Annotated in this window: 21 protein-coding genes; 8 read left to right on the top strand and 13 right to left on the bottom strand. The window is 68.3% G+C overall.

The genetic code is table 11. The annotated features are described in order from the left end of the window. Nucleotides 1-6: 6 nt before the first annotated feature. On the bottom strand, nucleotides 7-681 hold the full coding sequence (locus ACIBKY_RS32680; protein ID WP_397102665.1) for a TetR/AcrR family transcriptional regulator C-terminal domain-containing protein: 675 nt from the start codon (nucleotides 679-681) through the stop codon (nucleotides 7-9). A 578-nt stretch (nucleotides 682-1,259) separates the two neighbouring features. On the opposite strand from ACIBKY_RS32680, the gene ACIBKY_RS32675 reads away from it, so the two are divergent. From ACIBKY_RS32675 to ACIBKY_RS32665, 3 genes are all read left to right on the top strand, one after another. Beyond that, nucleotides 1,260-1,736, top strand: coding sequence for a DUF6326 family protein (locus ACIBKY_RS32675; RefSeq protein WP_397102663.1), 477 nt, complete (start codon nucleotides 1,260-1,262; stop codon nucleotides 1,734-1,736). Nucleotides 1,737-2,507: 771 nt separating this feature from the next. After that, nucleotides 2,508-3,119, top strand: coding sequence for a hypothetical protein (locus ACIBKY_RS32670; RefSeq protein WP_397102956.1), 612 nt, complete (start codon nucleotides 2,508-2,510; stop codon nucleotides 3,117-3,119). 402 nt (nucleotides 3,120-3,521) lie between these two features. Continuing rightward, nucleotides 3,522-3,872 (top strand): dihydrofolate reductase family protein, encoded by a 351-nt coding sequence (locus ACIBKY_RS32665; RefSeq protein WP_397102661.1) that lies wholly within the window; start codon nucleotides 3,522-3,524, stop codon nucleotides 3,870-3,872. Between the two features lie 221 nt (nucleotides 3,873-4,093). On the opposite strand, the gene ACIBKY_RS32660 is transcribed toward ACIBKY_RS32665, so the two are convergent. From ACIBKY_RS32660 to ACIBKY_RS32640, 5 genes are all read right to left on the bottom strand, one after another. Beyond that, nucleotides 4,094-4,600 (bottom strand): hypothetical protein, encoded by a 507-nt coding sequence (locus ACIBKY_RS32660; protein WP_397102659.1) that lies wholly within the window; start codon nucleotides 4,598-4,600, stop codon nucleotides 4,094-4,096. A 53-nt stretch (nucleotides 4,601-4,653) separates the two neighbouring features. Continuing rightward, nucleotides 4,654-4,875 carry a hypothetical protein gene (locus tag ACIBKY_RS32655; protein ID WP_397102657.1) on the bottom strand — a complete coding sequence of 74 codons (222 nt, stop codon included), beginning with the start codon at nucleotides 4,873-4,875 and terminating at the stop codon, nucleotides 4,654-4,656. Between the two features lie 76 nt (nucleotides 4,876-4,951). Further along, the gene (locus ACIBKY_RS32650) at nucleotides 4,952-5,914 is read right to left on the bottom strand and encodes an SDR family NAD(P)-dependent oxidoreductase (protein ID WP_397102655.1); all 963 of its coding nucleotides are present in this window, start codon (nucleotides 5,912-5,914) and stop codon (nucleotides 4,952-4,954) included. A gap of 50 nt (nucleotides 5,915-5,964) precedes the next feature. After that, nucleotides 5,965-7,104 carry a sensor histidine kinase gene (locus ACIBKY_RS32645; RefSeq protein WP_397102653.1) on the bottom strand — a complete coding sequence of 380 codons (1,140 nt, stop codon included), beginning with the start codon at nucleotides 7,102-7,104 and terminating at the stop codon, nucleotides 5,965-5,967. After that, nucleotides 7,101-7,757: a response regulator transcription factor gene (locus ACIBKY_RS32640; RefSeq protein ID WP_397102651.1), complete on the bottom strand. Its 657-nt coding sequence runs from the start codon at nucleotides 7,755-7,757 to the stop codon at nucleotides 7,101-7,103. The genes ACIBKY_RS32645 and ACIBKY_RS32640 overlap by 4 nt, the downstream gene beginning before the upstream one ends. A gap of 177 nt (nucleotides 7,758-7,934) precedes the next feature. On the opposite strand from ACIBKY_RS32640, the gene ACIBKY_RS32635 reads away from it, so the two are divergent. The 3 genes from ACIBKY_RS32635 to ACIBKY_RS32625 all read left to right on the top strand — a co-directional run bounded on the left by ACIBKY_RS32635 (nucleotide 7,935) and on the right by ACIBKY_RS32625 (nucleotide 10,343). Beyond that, nucleotides 7,935-9,164 (top strand): tetratricopeptide repeat protein, encoded by a 1,230-nt coding sequence (locus ACIBKY_RS32635; RefSeq protein ID WP_397102649.1) that lies wholly within the window; start codon nucleotides 7,935-7,937, stop codon nucleotides 9,162-9,164. 65 nt (nucleotides 9,165-9,229) lie between these two features. Beyond that, the gene (locus ACIBKY_RS32630; RefSeq protein ID WP_397102647.1) at nucleotides 9,230-9,460 is read left to right on the top strand and encodes a hypothetical protein; all 231 of its coding nucleotides are present in this window, start codon (nucleotides 9,230-9,232) and stop codon (nucleotides 9,458-9,460) included. Between the two features lie 277 nt (nucleotides 9,461-9,737). After that, nucleotides 9,738-10,343 (top strand): DUF2306 domain-containing protein, encoded by a 606-nt coding sequence (locus tag ACIBKY_RS32625; protein WP_397102645.1) that lies wholly within the window; start codon nucleotides 9,738-9,740, stop codon nucleotides 10,341-10,343. Here ACIBKY_RS32625 and ACIBKY_RS32620 read toward each other — a convergent pair. Further along, on the bottom strand, nucleotides 10,340-10,990 hold the full coding sequence (locus ACIBKY_RS32620) for a response regulator (protein WP_397102643.1): 651 nt from the start codon (nucleotides 10,988-10,990) through the stop codon (nucleotides 10,340-10,342). The two genes, ACIBKY_RS32625 and ACIBKY_RS32620, sit on opposite strands and share 4 nt — an antisense overlap. Continuing rightward, nucleotides 10,987-12,123 carry a sensor histidine kinase gene (locus ACIBKY_RS32615; protein ID WP_397102641.1) on the bottom strand — a complete coding sequence of 379 codons (1,137 nt, stop codon included), beginning with the start codon at nucleotides 12,121-12,123 and terminating at the stop codon, nucleotides 10,987-10,989. The genes ACIBKY_RS32620 and ACIBKY_RS32615 overlap by 4 nt, the downstream gene beginning before the upstream one ends. Before the next feature lie 620 nt (nucleotides 12,124-12,743). Between ACIBKY_RS32615 and ACIBKY_RS32610 the strand changes: the two genes are divergently transcribed. Continuing rightward, nucleotides 12,744-13,460 carry a hypothetical protein gene (locus tag ACIBKY_RS32610; protein WP_397102639.1) on the top strand — a complete coding sequence of 239 codons (717 nt, stop codon included), beginning with the start codon at nucleotides 12,744-12,746 and terminating at the stop codon, nucleotides 13,458-13,460. Between the two features lie 147 nt (nucleotides 13,461-13,607). On the opposite strand, the gene ACIBKY_RS32605 is transcribed toward ACIBKY_RS32610, so the two are convergent. Next, a complete protein-coding gene (locus ACIBKY_RS32605; protein ID WP_397102637.1) occupies nucleotides 13,608-14,225 on the bottom strand; it encodes a hypothetical protein in 618 nt (205 codons plus the stop codon). Nucleotides 14,226-14,564: 339 nt separating this feature from the next. On the opposite strand from ACIBKY_RS32605, the gene ACIBKY_RS32600 reads away from it, so the two are divergent. Further along, nucleotides 14,565-14,915, top strand: a complete 351-nt coding sequence (locus tag ACIBKY_RS32600; RefSeq protein WP_397102635.1) for a YciI family protein — start codon at nucleotides 14,565-14,567, stop codon at nucleotides 14,913-14,915. A 375-nt stretch (nucleotides 14,916-15,290) separates the two neighbouring features. Here the strand turns inward: ACIBKY_RS32600 and ACIBKY_RS32595 are convergent, their stop codons facing one another. From ACIBKY_RS32595 to ACIBKY_RS32580, 4 genes are all read right to left on the bottom strand, one after another. Beyond that, nucleotides 15,291-16,010, bottom strand: a complete 720-nt coding sequence (locus ACIBKY_RS32595; RefSeq protein WP_397102633.1) for a VOC family protein — start codon at nucleotides 16,008-16,010, stop codon at nucleotides 15,291-15,293. A gap of 828 nt (nucleotides 16,011-16,838) precedes the next feature. Beyond that, on the bottom strand, nucleotides 16,839-17,000 hold the full coding sequence (locus ACIBKY_RS32590; protein ID WP_397102631.1) for a hypothetical protein: 162 nt from the start codon (nucleotides 16,998-17,000) through the stop codon (nucleotides 16,839-16,841). 120 nt (nucleotides 17,001-17,120) lie between these two features. After that, nucleotides 17,121-18,533, bottom strand: a complete 1,413-nt coding sequence (locus tag ACIBKY_RS32585; RefSeq protein WP_397102629.1) for a DUF2207 family protein — start codon at nucleotides 18,531-18,533, stop codon at nucleotides 17,121-17,123. Between the two features lie 2 nt (nucleotides 18,534-18,535). Next, nucleotides 18,536-19,087, bottom strand: coding sequence for a LemA family protein (locus ACIBKY_RS32580; protein ID WP_397102627.1), 552 nt, complete (start codon nucleotides 19,085-19,087; stop codon nucleotides 18,536-18,538). Between the last annotated feature and the right edge of the window lie 109 nt (nucleotides 19,088-19,196).

Genomic DNA, 19,196 nt, shown 5'->3' with positions numbered 1-19,196 from the left:
GCATCGCTATGTGGAGGCTCTCAGGGGTTCGAGGGCGGCCAGGACGAGGTCGAGGCCGAAGATGAACTCCTCCGCCGGGTCGTAGCCGGCAGCGGCGAGCGCCGCGGCGGACTCGTTGAGGTAGGGGAACTCGTCAGGAGGAAGCTGGGGCAGGAAGACGTCCTCGGCCACGTCCGTGAACTCATCGCCGGTGTCGAACGGCAGGCTGGCTTCCTGCAAGGCGAAACCGTAGACGTAGCTGTCGAGCAACCAGTTGGCGTGCGTCGCCATCAGGACCGAGAAGCCGGCCCTCCGCAGGCAGGCGGTGACCGCTTCGCGGTGGCGGAGGTTCGCGGGCCCCGGCGATGCCCGCGACTCCATCAGGCTGATCGCCCATGGGTGGCGGGCGAGAACCTGTCGGGCGGATACCGCCCGCCGTCGCATCGCCGCCTGCCAGTCGGTGTCTTCGGGCGGGAGCTCGATCTCCTCGAACACGATGTCGATCATGGCGTCCAGCAGTTCCTCCCTGTTGGCCACGTAGTAGTAGAGCGACATCGCGCCCGCGCTGAGCGCGTTCGCCAGCCGGCGCATGCTGAGCCCGTCGACCCCCTCGCGGTCGGCGAGCCGGATCGCCTCGGCCACCACCCGCTGCTTGCTCAGCCCCGCGTCTGAAGTGACCTGACGTCGTTCCCTTGCAGGCACGGTTCTCCTCGCTCTCGAACGGCTTGACATTCGTACAGCGTACTACCATAGTACGGCGTACGAAGTACGGTGTACGAAACAGCGAGAGTCGCAGCTCGGACGTGAAGGAGGCTTCGGTGGGAATCGAACCGCGATCGAATGCCGGAGCACGCCTGGCGCCGGGGGCGAGTCCGGCCGGGGCGGCGACGATGCGGGCCGCCGTCAGTGCTCGAGGTGTCCGGGATCGGGCTGCCGCCGCCCGGTCGAAGGGATGTGCTCGTCCAGGTGGGCGGCTACTTCGTGATGACCGGTGTGCCGTACGTGCGCCTTGCGTTCGGGCTCCTCCGGCAGGCCAGACGGTGCTGGTCACGGGAACGTCGGGTGGCGTGGGCTCCTTCGCGAAACGCCAGAACCTGCTCACGACCGGGCAGATCTCGCCCGTCATCGACCGCACGCACGCCCTCAGCCGGCCACACCCGAGGGAAGGTCGTCGTCACCGTCTGACGACCGGACCGACGAGAACGACCCAACCCGTGCGTACGCACGCCCAGACCTGCCGCCACACCGGCGGAGGGACCGTCCTCTCGAAAGAAGAACCGATGACCATACAAACCAAAGCCCCGAACCAGCTCGACAACCCGCCGATCCCCGTGCGGGCCAAGCTCGCCGCCGCATGGACCAGCTTCATGTTCCTCTACATCTACGTCGACTACTTCCACCTCTACAAGCCTGGCACCGTCAACAAGATCCTGGCTGGCGTCGTCTTCGAGTTCGACATCAGCCCGACGTTGTTGACCATGATGCTCGCGTCCGTGGCGATCCCGGCCGTGATGGTGATGCTCTCCATGACGCTGCCCGCCCGGGTGAACCGCGCCACGAACCTCGTCGTCGCATCGATCTACATCCCCTACTCGGTGGTCAACGCGCTTGGGGAGTCCTGGGACTGGGCCTCCTTCTACGGCCTCTCCATCGGAATCGAGGTGCTACTCCTGGCCTTCGTCCTGCGCTCCGCCTGGACATGGCCTCGAATCCCCGCCGTCCCAGCCAGCCCCGCGACGACCGGCCTTCGAGTGTAGGTATCCGTGTAAAGCCCTACGGCGTGAAACCCGCCGCCTCGGACACCGGGCCGACCGTGACCAGCGCAGTCTCGGCATACGCAGAGAACCTGCTCACAAACGGTCCGGTGTCCGCGTCGCCGACACCCGTGATCCGTTCCACCCGACCCGGTGGCTCGCTCTTCATGATCCGGTAGCGCGACAGCGGCGCCGCGCCCGGCGCGTCGACAGCCGCGGCCAGTGAAGATCCCGCCCGATGTCGCCGGCATCTGCTACAGGCCGTGCTCCACCGATCGGCTGACCCTAGGCGGGGCCGTTCATATGCACGGGGAGGCACTGACCCTCACGTGGGCCCCGTCGCGCGTCGCCCTAGCGGTGAAGCATTGGATGCGGCCCCCGGGCCAGGAGATGAAGACCTCCCTGACCAGGCCGTTGTCCGGCGCTCCGTTGAGCGGCGTGCAACCGGTGGCGAAAACGCGCTGCTGCGGGCTGGGCTCCGTCTCCAGCGTGGCGCAGGAGTAGCCGGGTTGGGCCGCTTGGGCGGGCGACGGGGAGAACGCCAGTCCCGCGAAGGCGGGGAGCACGGCTAACACGGCCAGACGGGGTAGACGTCCCCCGGGTTTCCTGAAGGTCATGATCAAACGTAAACACGCCCGATGGGCCTTCACAAGACGATTCATCGCCAACTCTCGGCGGCGGAAGCCTGGACGGCGACCTCTGCGAAGGATGGCCACAGCGGCTTCAATCGAGAGTGACCCTTTGAGTCTGCGGCAGACTACGCAGGTGATCGTCATGCAGCCCGTCCTGGAGGTCTACTCCTACGACGGCTTTGCGCTCTGGCCCGTCGCCGAGGTCGAGTCGTATGGCTACCTCCCGCTCAACGGCGACCTAAGCCCAGCCGAGGTCGGAACTGCCGTGATGCGGATCGCCGAGTGCAACAACGTCGATCCGACAGACAGCGATCCTCCTCGTCCCGCAGACTCGATTGAGGCGTTCTTGCACGGGCTCCTCACCATGGACGACCTCTTCGCCTCCGGCGGCCTGCGCGTGACGGACACCACCAGCGGAGTCGTGCTGCTCCCCGGATGCTGCAGCGGCCTAGAGGAATGGCGCGACTGGTTCCTGGCCATCGACGGCGCGGTCGTCTCCTTCGGCCACGATCCATCCCCGCTGGTTGAACGCACCGGCGACCTCGTCCGCATGACCCTCGACGCCGAGCAGGCCGGCAGCCCGATCATCGAGGCACCCGCCGCGGAACTACGTCATCAACTCAACCACGCCGAAACCGACCTGACCCACTTCCGGAACCTGGTCTCCACCTGGGCCGAGCGGCAACTGCCAGATCACTCCACCTCGATCGTCACTGCCGTCACCCGCGCCTTGGACCTGCCACCCATGCCATAGACGACACCCGATTCCTGGACGCACTACGCAGCCACGTCGCCGAAGGTCCGCGGTGTCCGACGGGACGCTCCACGTGCGGAGCGACGTACAGGTAGATGGTGGGGGATGTCGAGAACGTACGGCTGGCTCCGACTCTTCCCGAAGGCGCCGGGCGGAGAGCGCCTCGGACAGCAGAGGAGCGAGTCATGCGAAAGATCATTTACTGGGTCCACGTGTCCATCGACGGTCATGTCGCGGGGCCCAAGGGAGCGTTCGACTGGCCGACCCCGGGACCGGAGCTGTTCGGGTACTCCGAAGCGATGAACGAGCAGGTCGACACCCTCATGTACGGGCGCGTGGTGTGGGACATGATGACCGCCTACTGGTCGACGGCCGATGCCGACCCCGAGACGACCAACGATCATGCGCGGGCGTTCGCCCTTCTGGCGGCGGACCCCGAAAGTCGTGGTCTCCCGCACGCTCGACAAGGCCGGCTGGGACGCCCGCGTGATCGGAAAGAACCTCGCCGAGGAGGTCGCGGAGCTGAAGCGCCGACCCGGCAAGGACATCCTGCTGACCGGCGGCGCACAGGTCGCGGCCTCCCTGACCGAGCTTGGCCTGCTCGACGACTACCGCATCGTCGTGCACCCTGTCGTCCTCGGCGGCGGCCCACGGCTGTTCTGGGAGCCGAAGGACCGCATCGACATGACGCTCGTCGACTCGCGGACCTTCGACACCAAGACCGTTCTCCTTCGCTACCTACGCCAGAGGTGACCACGGCCCGACCAAACTCGGCCAACCATTCACCCGCCGGCCCATACGCAACCTCGCCGTCTACCTGCGCCCAGCCTTGAGCACGCCGAAGCTAAGCCCTCGGACGGCCCCGGCAGGCCATGTGAAGACCCCCTCGACGACTTCGGCTCGTTCGGGGTTGCCGGCACGGAAGTAGCGAGCGGAGCCCGGTCAGGCCGGCCGGGAGCGGGTGACCGGGGGCTTTAGAAGAACTGCTGGATCTGCGGCGTGTCGAAGGTGCGCATCACGTTGAAGCGAGAGTCCAGAAGCCTGATCTTGCCGAACATCTCGTCCCGGTCGTTGAGGTCCTCATCGAGCCAGAGCCGGGGAACGGTGGTCACGAAGTCGGCGCTGAGCCCGCTCTCCTCCGAGGCGCCCACACTGGTGACGGGAACGCTGAGGAGGAACTCGGGGCTGGAGTCGGCGCCGAACAGCGCTCCGGAGAACGGCTCGCCGGGCGCGTTGATGATCTGCTGGGCGCCCGCCAGGCCGATGCGGAAGTCGATGCCGAGACGGACCTCGTAGAACCCGAAGCCAAGGCTGGTGATCGTCACGCACACGTTCTGCTGGACCTGACCCGTGCAGGCCTGCGCGGCTACGGTGGCGGCGGACGCGGGCTGCGCCCCGACCAAGACGAGGGCGGCGATGGGGGCCATGGCGATGCCCAGCACCTTGAGCAGGCCACGTTTCAGACTGCTGCCAGTGACCATGAAGGTCTCCTTGTGATCTTGGACGCCGTCGTTCGGTTGGACGGCGTTGACAATCAGAAGGCGTTCCAGCCCGTGCCCTTCCAGTGGAACAGCCCCGGGCGGTGGTGGAGCATGACCCTGCCGTCGGGTGTGCTGTACATCAGCGCCGCGTAGCCCCCTGGCGGGCTGCCGTTGTGGTTGAGGACGGTGCCGCAGGTCGGGCCCAGGTCCTGCACGAACACGCCGAGGCCGTAGCGGCCGTAGAGGGGGTCGCTCTTCGGGTACGGCTTGCGCATCTCGGCCAGCAGATCGGCGGGCAGGAGCTTGCCGCTGTTCAGCGCGTCGCTGTCTCCGGCGCCGCCGGGATCCGAGTCACTCCTCGCGATGGCTCATGTCGGGAAAGAGGGCGGCCAGGGTCGGGCTGTCGGGACGGTACAGGTCCAGCGGGTCGGCACGTATCGCCGCGTCGAGCGCGCGGGCGTCGTCACCGATCAGGATGCGCCACGTGCCGGCGCGTACGCCATCAAGGATGACGGTCGCGGCGTCGGCGGCCGACAGCGGCGCGAGGTCGCGAAACCACTCACCCATGCTCTTGACCGCGGCCCGAACCTCCTCATCACTCAATCGGTCGGCGGGAACGCCCGCGACGGCGGCGGCGAGCACGCGGGTGTCCGCGAGTTCCTCGGCGGTCATGTCGTCAGGCTCGGAGTGGCCGTGGATCCGGCGGGAGTTGATCACGATCTCCGTGCCGACGTGCCCGGGCATCACCAGCGCGACCCGTACGTGCGGCGCGTTGATCCGCAGGTCCGTCAGCATCGCCTCGGAGAAGCCCTTCACGGCGAACTTGGCGGCACTGTACGCGCTCATCGGCACACCGGGGCCCGCCGCCCAGAAGCCGTTGACACTGCTGGTGTTGACCAGGCACCCCTCGTCACTGGCGATCAGGAGCGGCATGAACGCACGCGTGCAGTTGTACACCCCGCCCCAGCAGACGGCGAACGTACGCTCCCACTCGGCTCGCGAGCTGGTGACGAAGCTGGTGCCGCCGCCGATGCCGGCGTTGTTGAACAGCAGGTTGATGTGGCCGGTCCGGTGCCGCTCGACCACCTCGTCGCGGAACCTCGTCACCTGAGCCTCGTCCGACACGTCGCAGGCATGGGTGGTGACCCGCACCCCGGCTTTGGCGGCCCGCTCGGCGGTGACGGCCAGCCCGGCCTCGTCGACGTCGCACGCGGCGACCGAACAGCCTTCGGCGGCCAACTGAACGACCAGTTCGCGTCCCATCCCGGCGCCGCCCCCGGTGACGACGGCCATCCTTCCCATGAACGATCTCATCGCTCAACCCTCCCCGTCGCTGACCACCCTCGCACGGACCGGGGAGGCCATCAACGCCTGCCGGGGAAGGGGAAGCGGACGGTGACGTCCAGGCCGCCCGCCGGACGGGCCGTGGTGGAGACCGAGCCGTCGTGCGCGGCCGCGATGCCGTACACGATGGACAGACCGAGGCCGAGGCCCGCGTCACCGCGGGTACGGACGCCCTCCCCGCGCACGAACGGCTCCCGCCAGCGCTCCACCTGGCCTTGCGTCAGGAGCGGGCCGGTGTTGGAGACGCGCGCGAACGGTCGCCCGCCCTCGACCCCGGTGACCACCTCGACCCGGCCGCCCGCGTGGTTGTAGTGGACGGCGTTGTCGATCAGGTTGCCGACCATGCGTTCCAGCAGCACGGGATCGCCCGTCATCCGGGCGGGCCGCAGCACGCGCCGCACCGCGAGGTCCCGGGCCTCCCCCGCGACCCCGGCGAGAACGCCGGTCACGATGTCGGCGAGATCCACGTCGCGTCCGATGATCCGGCCGCTCTGGGCGCCGGCCAGGGTCAGCAGCCCGTCGAGGATGCGCCGGCTCTGATCCACGGCCGCGCTGACGTCCCGCGTCATCGCGAGCAACTCCGACGTGCCCGGCCGGTCATCGAGGGTGACGTCGATGGCGGTACGCATGGTGGCCAGAGGGGTGCGTAGCTCGTGGGCGGCGTTGGCGGTGAACATCCGCTGGCTGTCCAGGGCCCGGTCGCGCTCGGCCAGCCCGGTCTGGATACGGTCGAGCATCCCGTTGATGGTGCGGGCCAGGACGGCCAGTTCGTCGGCCGGCGTGGTGACCGGCACCCGTTCGGAGAGGTTCTCCGCGGACAGACGGCGGGCGGTCGCCGAAATCGTGCGGATCGGCCGGAGCACCCGCCCGGCCACGAACCAGCCCAGCGCGGCGGCCAGCCCGGTCACCACCGCGAGCGAGATCAACGCCTGGTTCAGGAACTCGGAGTACGTGGCCGCCTCCAGCCGTCCGGCGATCGTCCAGAGCCGTTGCCGCGCCATCGCGGCATAGCCGGGGTCGGCGGAGGTACCGACGACGTCGAGCGACAGACGGCGCCCCAGGTTGCGGCTCATCAGGAAGTACGTCAGCCCGGTCAGGACGACGCCGGCCGCCAGGACCAGCAGGGTGTAGAGAGCGGCGAGCCGGAAGCGGGCGGTCATGCCCCGATCCGGTATCCGGCGCCGGTCACGGTCTCGACGAGCGGCGGATCGCCGAGCTTGCGGCGCAGCGTGCCGACGGTGATCCGGACCGCGTTGGTGAACGGGTCCGCGTGCTCGTCCCACACCTTGTCCAGCAGCGTCTCGGCGCTGACCACGTCGCCACCGGCGGTCAACAGCAGTTCGAGCACGCCGAACTCCTTCGGCGTCAACGCCAGCGACCGGCCGGCGCGTTCGGCGCTGCGCCGTGCCGGGTCCAGGACGACGTCGGCGGCGCGCAGCACCGGCGGACGGGCCGGGGAACTGCGCCGGACCAGCGCGCCGACCCGGGCGATCAGCTCGGAGAAGGCGAACGGCTTGCCCAGGTAGTCGTCGGCGCCCAGAACGAGCCCGTCCACCCGGTCGGCGACCTCGGCGGAGGCGGTGAGCATGAGGATCCGCGCCCTGCCCTGCCCGGCCAGCTTCCTGCACACCGCGTCGCCGTGCACCAGAGGCAGGTCCCGGTCCAGGACCACCACGTCGTACGGCGTGGCCGCGCACTTGTCCAGCGCGGCCCTGCCGTCGTAGGCCACGTCGACGGCGAAGCCGTGCTTGCGCAGCCCGGCCGCGATGTACTTGGCCAGGGGCCGCTCGTCCTCGGCCAACAGAACCCGCATCCGGGCATTGTCCCGGTCTCGCCATATGGATCACGTATGGTCCCGCCATCGCCTGCCCATCGGCGCCGGTCGGTAGAAAGGGCGGCCACATCACCGGCAGACGGCGAAGGGCATGCGATGGCGTACGACAGGCGTGGATTTCTGCGGACGGCGGGACTGGCTGTCACGGCTGGAGCTGTGCTGCCGCCTCTGGGGCCCGCGGCCGCCGCGGCGGGCACCCCCAGCGCGGACCAGCTCTTCAAAGCCGGGAAGTTCGACCAGGCCGACCGCGCCTACGCGCGGCTGCTGCGCGGGAATCCCGGCGATGCCCGGGCCTTGGCGCAGCGCGGGTACATCGCGCTGCTGTCCAACCGATTCGACAGCGCTGAGCGGTTTCTGAACCGGGCGCTCCGGCTGGCTCCTGACGACGTCCCCGCGAAGCAGCGGCTCGCGGAGTGCTACGTGCGCCAGGACCGGCTCTCCCGCGCGATACCCCTGCTGCGCGGCACCGGCAGCAAGCGTGACGAGGCGTTCGCCAGCCAGTACGCGAGCCTCACCGGAACTCCCTGGCAGGTGCACGGCGCGCAGAGCACCCGGCTGCCCTGGTACGCCATCGACCCGCTCCCGTTCGTCGAGGCTTCGGTGAACGGCGGGCGGTCCAGGCTCTTCCTCGTCGACACCTACGCGACCGCCGGCCTGACCCGGGAAGTGGCCGAGGAACTGGGCCTTCGCGCGGCTGCCGAGCTGACGGCGCACGTCGGCAGCCACCCCGTCACCCTCTACCTGGGCGTCCTGGAGTCGCTGCGGATGGGCGGCATCGAACTGCGCAACATCCCGATCCAATGGACCGGCGAGGACGCACCGGACATGCCCCGCCCACCGGACGGCACGCGCCCGGCGGGCGCGATCGGCACGACGCTCTTCTACCACTTCCTGACCACCATGGACTATCGGGCCAAGAGCCTGGTGCTGCGGCGCAAGAACGGCACCCGCGTCTTCCAGGCCGAGGCACGAAAGCGCGGATACGACCGGGTGCCACTGTGGCTGGCCGGCGACCACTTCCCCTGCACGCTGGGCAGCCTGCGCGACTACGGGCCGCGGATCGTCACCCTCGACACCGGCGGGTTCGGCCCAGGCGTCGGCACGACCGTGGAGATCGCCGAACGCGCGGGCCTCAAGGTGGACTATGACCACCCAACGGACGACACGCGCACCCGCTTCCCCATCAAACCCGACCGGATCAGCCTCGGCAACACCGTCCGGCACGACGCGGCCGGCATCGCCGAACCGCCCTCCATGGGTCCGGGCCCCGGTCAGTCCCGCCCGTTCGGATTCGACGTCATCGCCAACTACAGCCACGACTTCCTCAGGAAGTTCGCCATCACCTTCGACTACACGCACATGGACCTCTACGTCCGCGGCACCTGACGCGGGACTTTCAAGCACGCGTGAAAGACGTCGAACTGGCCAGGTGACGTTTTCTAGCGTGGACCGTGAACGCTTCATTGATCAGCGCGGCTGCCACGGCGTTCGTGGGCGAGCGGCGCAGCGACTACGTGATTCATCGAGCCGAGGAGAAGATCATGCAACCGCACCTGGTGAAGTACTTGGCCGCGCTCCTGACCGGCCTCAGCCTGACCCTGGCACCCGCGCTTCCCAACTCGGCGCAGGGTAGCGACACGAGCGCCACACAGGCCCTGATCTCGGAGGAGAACGTGGGGTGATTCTCCACCCGGAAGGCCGCACTCACACACTGACCGACGTCTATCAAAGGCGTATATCCCGTTCACCGATCCTTCCCTGGGACAATGACCGTGGTCAATGACCGCATCCAGGTCAAGGATCACGGCACCACGTACTGCGGCGGCACGAACGGGAATCTGCACGCGTTCGCCAGACGCTGATCAGCCGAAAGTACGCCTGATTGGCGGCCGATAGGACGTCTACCAGGGAGCCTCAGGCGCGATGTCCGGCGCGGCTCGGCTCGCCAAGATCGATGGCATGAGGAGTCGTACCATCCCGGCCGCGCTGCTGGCGCTCAGTGCCGTTCCGATCGTCGCGGGCGCGATGCGCATGACCGAGCTGTCCGTGGGGGCGGCGATCACGCCGGACAACGCGCGCTTCTTCGCCGCGCCGCTTCCGGTGAGCCTGCACATCGCGGGCGCGACCGTCTATACCGTCGTCGGCGCCTTCCAGTTCGCGCCCGGTCTGCGGCGCAGCCGTCCCGGCTGGCATCGCGCCGCTGGGCGGGTGCTGGTGCCTGCGGGGCTGGTGGCGGCGCTCGCCGGGATGTGGATGACGCTGTTCAGCCCGCTGCCCGAGACCGACGGCACGCTGCTGGGCGTCTTTCGCGTGATCTTCGGTACGGCCATGGCCGCCTCGCTGGTCCTCGGTCTGCTCGCGATCCGGCGCCGTGACATCGCCGCCCACCGGGCCTGGATGATGCGCGCGTACGCGATCGCCCTGGGCGCGGGCACGCAGGCGTTCACACTGCTGCCGTGGTTCTTGGTCGCCGGCACGCCTGGTCAGCTTCCCAAGGCGTTGCTGATGGCCGCGGGCTGGCTGATCAATCTGGCGGTCGCCGAGTGGGTCATCCACAGGTCCTAGACGCGGTTGGTCTCGTAGGCCCATATGGCGATCTCGACGCGGTTGCGGGCGCCGAGCTTGGCCATGAGGCTGGCGATGTGCGACTTGACCGTGCTGAGCGAAATGTGCAGCTCGTCGGCGATCTCGCCGTTGGTACGTCCGCGCGCCACGGTCAGCAAGATCTGCTCCTCGCGCTCGGTCAGCGTCTCGGTCGGCCGTACGGGCGGAGAGACGGGCCCGGTGCGGGAGAAGACGCCGAGCAGCCGCGCGGTGACGCTGGGCGCGATCAGCGCGTCGCCGCTGGCGGCGGCGTGGACGGCCTGCGAGAGCAGGGCCGCGCCCGCGTTCTTGAGCAGGAAGCCCTTGGCCCCGGCGCGCAGCGCGGCGTAGACGTACTCGTCGAGGTCGAAGGTGGTGATGACGACCACGGCCAGCGGGTCGGCGACGTCGGGCCCGGCCAGGGAGCGGGTGGCCTGGATGCCGTCGAGGCCGGGCATGCGGATGTCGAACAGGCAGACGTCGGGACGCAGGCGGCGGGCCAGCTCGACCGCGCGCCTGCCGTCGCCCGCCTGGCCGATGACCTCGATGCCGGGCTGGGCGTCGAGGATCATGGTGAGTCCGGTGAGAACGATCTCCTGGTCGTCGGCGACGAGCACCCGCACGCTCACGACCGCCTCCCCGCCCGCGGGAGGACGGCGGTGACCGTCCACCCGCGCTCGGGGCCGGGACCGGCCTGGCAGGTGCCGCCGAGCAGCTCGGCACGTTCGATCATGCCGATGATGCCGTAACCGGAGCCGGGCCTGGGAGCGGCCGGGGGTGATCCGTCGTCGGTCACGCTCAGCCGTACGCAGTCCTCCTCCGCGCTGACGCTCACCTCGATCAGGCCGACGTGGCGCGCGTGCCGCCTGGCGTTGGTGACCGACTCCTGCGCCAGCCGGTAGAGCGCCGCCCCGACCGACGTCGGCAGTTCGCCGAGGTCGCCGGGGAGATGAACCTTCACAGCCGGTACGGCGGAGCCCTGCGTGGCCAGCTCCGCGAGATCGGCGACCCCGCGTCCGGGCGCCAGTTCGGGCGGCTGGTTCTGGCGCAGCACACGGACCATGCTGTTCATCTCGGCCAGCGCCAGAGCCGCCTCCTCCTCGATCACCTTCAGCGCCTCGGTCGCCGCGTCGGGCCGCGACGCGGAGGTGGCCAACCCGGCCTGCGCGCGGATCGCCATGGCCGAGACGTGATGGGCCACGGTGTCGTGCAGGTCGCGGGCGAGCTGGGCGCGTTCGAGCAGCTTGACCTGGTCCAGCTCACGCGAGCGGGCTCTGGCCCGGTAGCGCAGGGCGATGCCGAGCGTGGTGGCCGCCGACATCACGGCGAACGACCCGACCACGTCGGAAGGCTCCATGCGGCCGAAGGCCGTCGAAAGCCCGGTCGCCGTGATCATGGCGGCCAGACCGATCGCGATCTCGCGCCCCGATCCCCAGCGGGCCAGCGCGTAGACGAGGATCAGCACGTAGACCAGGGAGTAGGCCTCCGAGGACGCGCCACCGGTCAGCAGCGGCGCGAGCGCCGTGGCGGCGAAGACGATCAGGAGCATCCGCAGCGGATGCGTCCGTCGCCACAGCAGCGTGGGCAGCAGGACGAGGGTGAGCGTCACGGCGACGACCCGGTGGGGCAGGTCGGGGCGGAGGACGCCTTCAAGCAGCGCGACCGGCACGAGCACGCCCACGAGCACCCAGTCACGCGGCACCCGCACGGGCGGATCGGGAGGACGCGGTTCATTCCACAGGGAACGAATGACGGCGTGCACGGCCTTATGGTACGACTTGCCCGCTCAGCCGAGATCCCCGTACCGCTCCATAACTCGTCGCGTGGTGCTTGACATGCGGGTTTGACCAGTGAACGGGGTCGGGCTTGCGTCGGTTCGTCTGCTGTATCTGGCCTTGATCCGGGAGGTTGGCGGGCTGGAGGTGAGACGTCCAAGGATGTCGAGATCATGGTGCTCCGGCCTGAGGTGGCGGTGTTGAAGCGCCAGATCGTCCGGCCAAAGCCGGACTGGGCCGATCGGGCGCTCCTGGCGGCGTTGGCCCGCTTTCTACCGGTGTGGCATCGCCGGCTGATCAAACCCGCGTGAACCTACCCCAGCCAATCCGGCCGTCCCGCGATGCGCAAGGAGGTCAATCTGAACGTGAGACTGATTCGCGAATCGGGCTTATTTGGTCATCAGAATCTCACGTTAAGGCACGATCCGCAGTTGTCTCTTTCGTGCAGTTTGACATTTCAATGCTCACCTGGGCGGATTGTGTAGCCAGTGAGACAAGTTCCTAGGGGACAACCAGAGCAAATCGGGAACGCCGGTGCGCTGACGGGCGTTATCGTGTCGGGGAATAGTCACCCCTGGCGATACTCAGGCACGATTGGAGAAGGTTAATGCCGCGCCTGCCGAAGGCTGTAGTCGCTGTCCTCATAATAACGTTCTTAGCCAGCCTTGCCATCGCCTGCTACATGGAACTATATTATCTAGATTTTCTGCAGAAGCATCCTGTGATGGTCAATTTTCTCTCGGGTGTCATTGGATATTCCTTTCTCGGCGGATGCGTGGTCGTTGGAATAAACTGGTACACGGACGTTCATCGATCCTCGCGACAAGAGAAGGCCTACTGTTTTGTTACCGGCTCGATGATGGGCCTTCTTCGAGAAGTCCCCGAGGAGTTTTGGATGACGGCTTCCAAGGTTCAGTTAGGCCGGTTCACAGCAGCCATCGATCTGAGAGGAGATGGACACGAAAATCTCACCAGTGCGCTCCGATGGCATGCACAGAATCGCGCGCTGCCCCGGAAGTACATGACAGCCCCCCGCGATTTCTATGGCCGTGTCGAATCGATGCTTGATGCCTGCAAATCGCTGGAAAGGCGAGCGGGCATCGCAGGAGACCGAGAGCTGGGACACGCGCTCAAAAGAGCCAAATATTGCATGGATGCCGCCACGTCTCACGGCCACGCGACCATGGCTTACAACAAATGGGCGGTTAACATAACCAGCTACATGGTTGAGTATGTAGGGCTACTTCTCAGCAAACCGCAGATGGATACAATCAAGGCAGAGGTTGACGAACGGGCATACTGGAAAATCTACGCGTGGCACTAGACATCGACTGGCCCTCAACCAAATTGCTGGCAAAAAAGCTATTTATCCAGCTGAGGTATTCTCAGCGTGTTGTTCCTGCTCATGCGTGGATGCCTTTCACCAGAGCGGGGGGCATCCGGTGGTCACCGTCGAGCGGGCCGTAAGAGATCAGCCGACCTCGTAAATGCGGGACTTGAGCAGATCCTTGGCGTCCTCAAGGCGCATGCCGAGGTCCAGCCAGATACGATCGCGCCTGTCTGGCCCGTCGAGCCCGGTGGCCACCCACGTGTACACACCGACGAGGACCTCGAACTCCCCGCTCGGCGGCGATACCGACAACGCGAACTCCACCGCCAGCCCCGCCCGCACCACAACCATGCGTTCGGCGCTTTCGGGATCCCTCCTGCCACCGGTGAGGAACTCCGGCTCACGAAGAACCTTCATCCACTGAACGACGCATCCAGTCACCTGCTCCCGCAGCGTCTCCTCCACCGATCTCCGTACCTCAGCAGCAGGATCCTCCCCAGCCCACCCCAGCCAGTGATCCGCCTCGCTCAACGCACGAAAGTCATCAGTAATCGGCCCATGCCCAGGATTGGCCGCGTACTCTCCAGTCGGCCGCCCGTCGTCCCCAACCTTCCAGCACCCGACGATCGCCTCCGGCGGCACATACCCTGAGGCATCTCGAATCTGCCGATGGTCGATCGCGTAAACGTTCCCACCGGGATGCGACGACGCCTGCTCCAGAATCTCCTGCGGCACTTCCCGCCGCTCCCACTTCTCCATCGCGCCCTCTCCTCCACGGGCCCCAGCCACAGAGATCCCACCAGACCGGGCAACCCACGTCCAGGGCCAGCTCGCGCCCTGCTGGACTGCCTTCCAGCCCGCCAGATGGGCCATGGGACCGTTCAGCGGAGTTCGAGTGCCAACCTCCAGCCCGGCCATGACCCGGATGCCGGGCAGGATGACCGTGGTGAGCGCCAGGCCGCCGAAGGGCGATCAAAAGGGGCCTGTACTGCACGCCGTTCGCCCTCGACGCCCTTGAGATAGGGAGGGTCGGCGGCTTGCGCCTCAGGCCTGTCGATTTCGGAGAGGCTTGAGCGTCATGGTGGGTGAAGGAGGTCGATGATGAAGTTTGTTTTGTTGCTCTTCGACCCGGAGGGTTACTGGGACAGGGTCTCGCCGGAGGAGATGGGCGCGGCGGTGGCCGAGCATGTGGCGTTCGCCGATTACCTGCGGGAGGAGGGTGTGGCGTTCTCCGGGGAGGCGGTCAAGCCCTCCAAGGAGGCTTGGTCATTGCGGCCCTCGCAGCAGGGGCCGATCTCCCGGCGCGGGCCGATGGTGGAGTTGCGGCAGGACCTGGCCGGCTTCTACGTCATCGAGTGCGCATCAGCGCAGGAGGCCGAGGAGATCGCGCGGCGCTGCCCGCTGGGGGCGGGCATCGAGATCCGGCCCATCTGGGACGCGCCTGGCTGACCGCCTTTGGCAGGCTCGGAGAACACGTCGCGGCAGCCCGGCGTCACCTGCTGGACAGCCAAGTGATCTCCTCCTACCCCGATTTCGGCTTCACCCCTAGATGTCCGGCAGGGCGGCGATCTCTACTTCCCCTCATCTCGGGCGCGTTCTTGGCCGGGGCGCCCCAGCCGGGGGCGAGCCGGTAACGGTTCGGCGGCCACGAGCAGCGCGCACCGGCACGGCACGATGCCCGGGGTGGGTGGCCGGTGCGCCGGGCGGGACGGCCGGCACGGGTGAACGCGCCCCGGCCATCAGCTGGTCCGGGGCTCTGTTCCCGCCTCGGCCGCACGCGCGCGGCCGCCCCGCTCGGCGGCCGCGCGCGAGCGGCGTACCCGATCAGAGATCCAGCGCGGCCTCTAGGTCGTCGATGGCCGCCAGGGGCTGGGCGAGTTGGTCGCGTTCCGCCTCGGTCAGGGTGAGGGCGCGCGCCCTGGCCAGGGCGTGTCCGGCGGCCGCGTGGTCCTTGGCGCGGACGGCGAGCTCGGCCCGGTAGGCCAGCGCTTCCAGCAGCTCGGCCGCCGACGCGGTGTCCTTGTCCCGCTCCAGGGCGCCGTCCAGGACCTCGGCCGCCCGCTCGTGCTTGCCGTGGGAGTCGCCCATCACGACCGCCCGGTTCAGCGAGGTGGTGAGCCTGCTCGTGGCCTCCTTCTGCTCCGGGAGAGGGCGGGCGGTCATGAAGCGGATCCAGTTGCCGCCGGGGTCGATGACGGCGAAGCCGGAGCGGTTGCCGTCGTTCTTGCGCCTGCGCGGCCGGGTCATCCGGGGGATGCCGGAGACCAGGAGTTTGCCGTGCGCCGCGCGCATGCCCGCGGCGAACGCCTCGAACAGCTCTCCGGTGTCCGGCACGACGATCACGCAGGTTCCGTAGGAGTCTTCGGGCTTGAACGCCTCCGGCATGCCGAAGAAGCCCAGCTGGAGGTCCTCGCGCTTGAGCAGCACGTACGGGTTCGGCCGGACCTGGTAGTAGATCCGGTGGAAGCCGAGCATCGTGTAGAAGTCGGCCATCTCGTCGATGGAGCGGCAGGGAAGCAGCGGTATGGCGATCTCGTTGGCCATCGGGGGAACTCCTGTTCGTCGGCCATGGTGAACGCGCCCTCTTCCAGGCGGCGGATCATCGGGTCGGTCCGTTGGGCGTCGGTGGTGCTGGGCCACAGGGACGGCACCTCGCCGACCGGGCCCCCGGTCGCCAGATCCGCGCCCTCGGGCAGGTGCGCGGTGATGCTCGCGCATGGCGCGGGCCCGCCGGCGCAGCAACTCCAGGCCCGCTTCCGGGGAAGGTCCTCGATGAGGCGCCTGGCCCGCGTGGATCCAGTAGCCGTCGGTGCGCCCAGGACCAGCAGCCGTACCGGCTTCATCGAAACCTCTCGATCTTCACTAGCCAAATTTGTCTAGCTGCTACCCGGGAGCTTACCGCACCAACGTGGAGGAATCGGCGTAGCGGCCTTCGTGATCGCCCTCCTCGACAACCCGGCCGCCGGGCAGGAAGGCAATGCGGCCCTACCCGAACGCAGCCAAGGGACGCCGTACCGCCCGCGCCGTACCATCGAGGAGCCACTCAGCCGAGCGGGATCCCGGCCACCCGTCGGGAAGCCGGCGGTGACGGGCATCGTGGCCATGAAGGTGGATCCGAGAGCCATGCCCGTGGGGCTGGAGCATGGCCATCGTGACGCTGTGTGAGCGTTTTCGGCGTACACCTCCCGCTGCGGAGGCGAGTACGCGTCAACGTGCCCAGCCCGATGGGTGATGCTCCCCCACGACGCCGAAGTTCTGGGGGATTCGGGGAAGTTCAGTGCAGAATCGAGAACGCGCCGGATGACGTCGCCACGGAGAGCACGGGCGGACAACGCACTGGGGTTGTCCGCCCACGCGACTTGAGCGGTGGCCTCAGCCGACCGGTAGCCCGTTGATCGGCAGTCCTCGGGTCAGCCCGGCGAGCAGGGTGCCGGGCATGCTGTGGCCCTCGCCGGGCGGCGCCGGCGCGGCTTGGGCGGGAGAGGCCAGAAACAGCCCCGCGGCGGCAACAGGGATCAGGACCAGGTAACGCATCGTGCTCCTTCACAGGTCAGCATGGACCCCTGCATCCTGGGCCACGACCTGGGCGATCGCCATGCGCCTAGCGCGACCTTGACCAACACCAGACTGGCGGCCGCCCCTTGCCCGACACTCCTACGTCTCCGTCGTCGTGATGTCGGACGGCCGGGCGGTGCGGCGTTCCAGCACCTCGATCGAAGCCAGGTAGCCCGCCCCGGTCACCCGCGCTCGCACCAGGTCCCCGTCGGCGACGCCGGCCAGCTGGCCGGCGAGCGCGCGAACCGCCCGCACGCGCCGCGGCCCGTGGTCGATGGCCAGATAACGCAGTTCGCCGGTGATCTCGGCCGCGTGGAGTCTGATCACCCGGCCCTCCAGCGTCCGGCGCGGCGTGGCGTTCCTTGCCCGGTTCTTCCACACCGCCTTGGTGACCAGCCCGATCGGCAGGATCACGATCAGCATGAACACGACGGTGACGAGTCCGCCGCCGGCGATCATGATCATCGAGATGACGAACGGCGCCGGGTCGTCGGGAGCCAGGGTACGCAGGCCGTACCAGATGCTCACCCCCAGAGCGCTCCCCACCCAGATGCAGAAGATCAGGGAGAGCAGCAGCCAGGTGATCACCTTGCTCTGGCCGGGGTACGTGACCCGGACCCGGTGCCAGAGCCCCCCGTGGTCGGACCAGGCGTGCTCCTGATCGCGCGGGAGCAGTACCGGAAGGCTGGCCAGCGCGGCGCGGGTGAGACCGAACGCGGCGGCGTAGGCGAGTCGCCTGCCCCAGATCGTCACCGCGGCCGACGGCAGGCTGTCCACGTGCGCGATCCCGCGCAGGTGGGCGCGCACGCCCAGCCAATGTCCGGCGGCGGCCCGGCCGCGCCTGGTCAGCCGCTCGCCGCCCAGGCGCTTGTCGAAGGCTGTCGTCGCGGCCAACCCGATCAGGAGGAGGTGCGGCGTGAGCGCGCCCACCGGCCTGGGCATCAACGTCAGGTCGGCCAGCACGCCCCACAGGAGCGCGGCGAGCAGCCCGGTGATCGACATACCGGTGCCGGGGCCGCCCGCCTTCCCGGTCAGGCCCAGCGTACGCGCCTCCGCGATCACGCTCTTCTCGAAGTCGTCCTGCCATCGCCCCAGGTCGCGGCTGCCCTCGGCGATCGCCTCCGTGGCGACCACGCCGGTGCCGCCCAGCGTGGTGAGATGGTCCAGGACCATCATCTCGTACGGCTTGAGCCCGCCCTTGGCACGATCCCGGCGCAGCCGTACCAGACAGAGACCGGGCCCTACCTCCTCGATACCGACATGACCCCGCGCCGCCAGATCCAGCACCGTGGCCGCCGCCGCCTCGTGGGTGAGCGTGCCGTTCTCGGTGATCAGGTCGACCACGGCGGGCGAGAGCCCCTCGAACTCCGGCGCCGCCACGCCCCGGCCCACGCGTGGTCCCTTGGCGGCACGGATGCGCCAGATGACCTGGAGCAGCCACAGCAGGGTGAAGGCGGCCGCTGCGATCGCGAGCGCCGGAGTCAGCGTGACGAACTCCCTCTCCCCCGGCACACTCAGAACCTGACCTCGACCGGCCCGCGTTCGGGGTCGGTGGTGCGGAAGTATTCGCGTTCCCGGTGCCCGGTCAGCCCGGCCACGAGGTTGGACGGGATCGTGTGCAGGGCGTTGTTGTAGGCGAGCACGGCGTCGTTGTAGTACTGCCGGGCGTAGGCGATGCGGTTCTCGCCGGTGGCCAGTTCCTCCTGCAATGCGGCGAAGTTCTCGCTGGCCCGCAGTTGGGGGTACGCCTCCGCGATCGCCATGACGCCGCCGATGGCCGCGCTCAGCGTGGACTCGGCCCGCGCCCGTCGCTCCGGACCGGCCGGCTGCACGGCCGCGCTTCTGGCCGCGAGCACCGCCTCCAGCGTCTGGCGTTCGTGCGCGGCGTAGCCCTGGACCGTGCGCACGAGGTTGGGGATGAGGTCGTGGCGGCGTTTGAGCTGCACGTCGATCTGCGACCAGGCGTTGTCGACGGCGTTGCGCTTGACCACGAGGCTGTTGTAGATCAGGACGACCAGGAGCACGCTCAGCAGGAGCAGGGCGAGCACGGTCAGGAAGAGGGTCACCCTCTTCGTTTACCGTTGGTCGCTTGCAAGCGGCATGACGATTTCATAATCAGGCGACCGGCAAGCTTTCACTCCGAAAGCCCATGACGGGCCGCACCAGCCGAGAAAG

This window comes from Nonomuraea sp. NPDC050394, from assembly GCF_044459065.1.
In the GTDB taxonomy this organism is placed as follows: domain Bacteria; phylum Actinomycetota; class Actinomycetes; order Streptosporangiales; family Streptosporangiaceae; genus Nonomuraea.
The sequence above is the reverse complement of the archived record's forward strand: the minus strand, read 5'-3'. Positions and strand labels throughout refer to the sequence as shown.